The organism is Hymenobacter terricola (genome assembly GCF_017921975.2).
GTDB lineage: Bacteria > Bacteroidota > Bacteroidia > Cytophagales > Hymenobacteraceae > Hymenobacter > Hymenobacter terricola.
Map to the genome: position 1 here is coordinate 1 of NZ_JAGEMO020000269.1, position 302 is coordinate 302.

The 302-nt window shown below is 55.3% G+C and carries 1 protein-coding gene; it reads left to right on the plus strand.

What is annotated here, in order from left to right; all coding sequences use genetic code 11:
• On the plus strand, window positions 1-193 hold a 193-nt coding region (locus J4G38_RS28515), incomplete at its 5' end, for a hypothetical protein (protein ID WP_226164245.1).
• Window positions 194-302 lie beyond the last annotated feature (109 nt).

Consider the following 302-nt stretch of genomic DNA (forward strand, 5'->3'; position numbering starts at 1 on the left):
CAAGGCACCCGCTGCCAATGAACCTGCAGTAGCACCTGAGCCCATCACGACTGATGACGAGGTTCACAAGTGCGCCTGGTGCAACGGTGAGTATGAGCTCGGTGATCTGATTCCCACCGAGCTGGGTTACATCTGCGAAACCTGCTTCAATGCGATTCGCGGCCGCGGCGAGGACGTGAGCGTCAACAAGTGAGGAGGACATCATGATCAATTTCGCAATTGGCGACCGCGTTAAGGTGCTTGATGATAAGTACCGTACGGTGCCTGTAGGTGCTATTGGCACCGTTAAGAAGACGTACGGC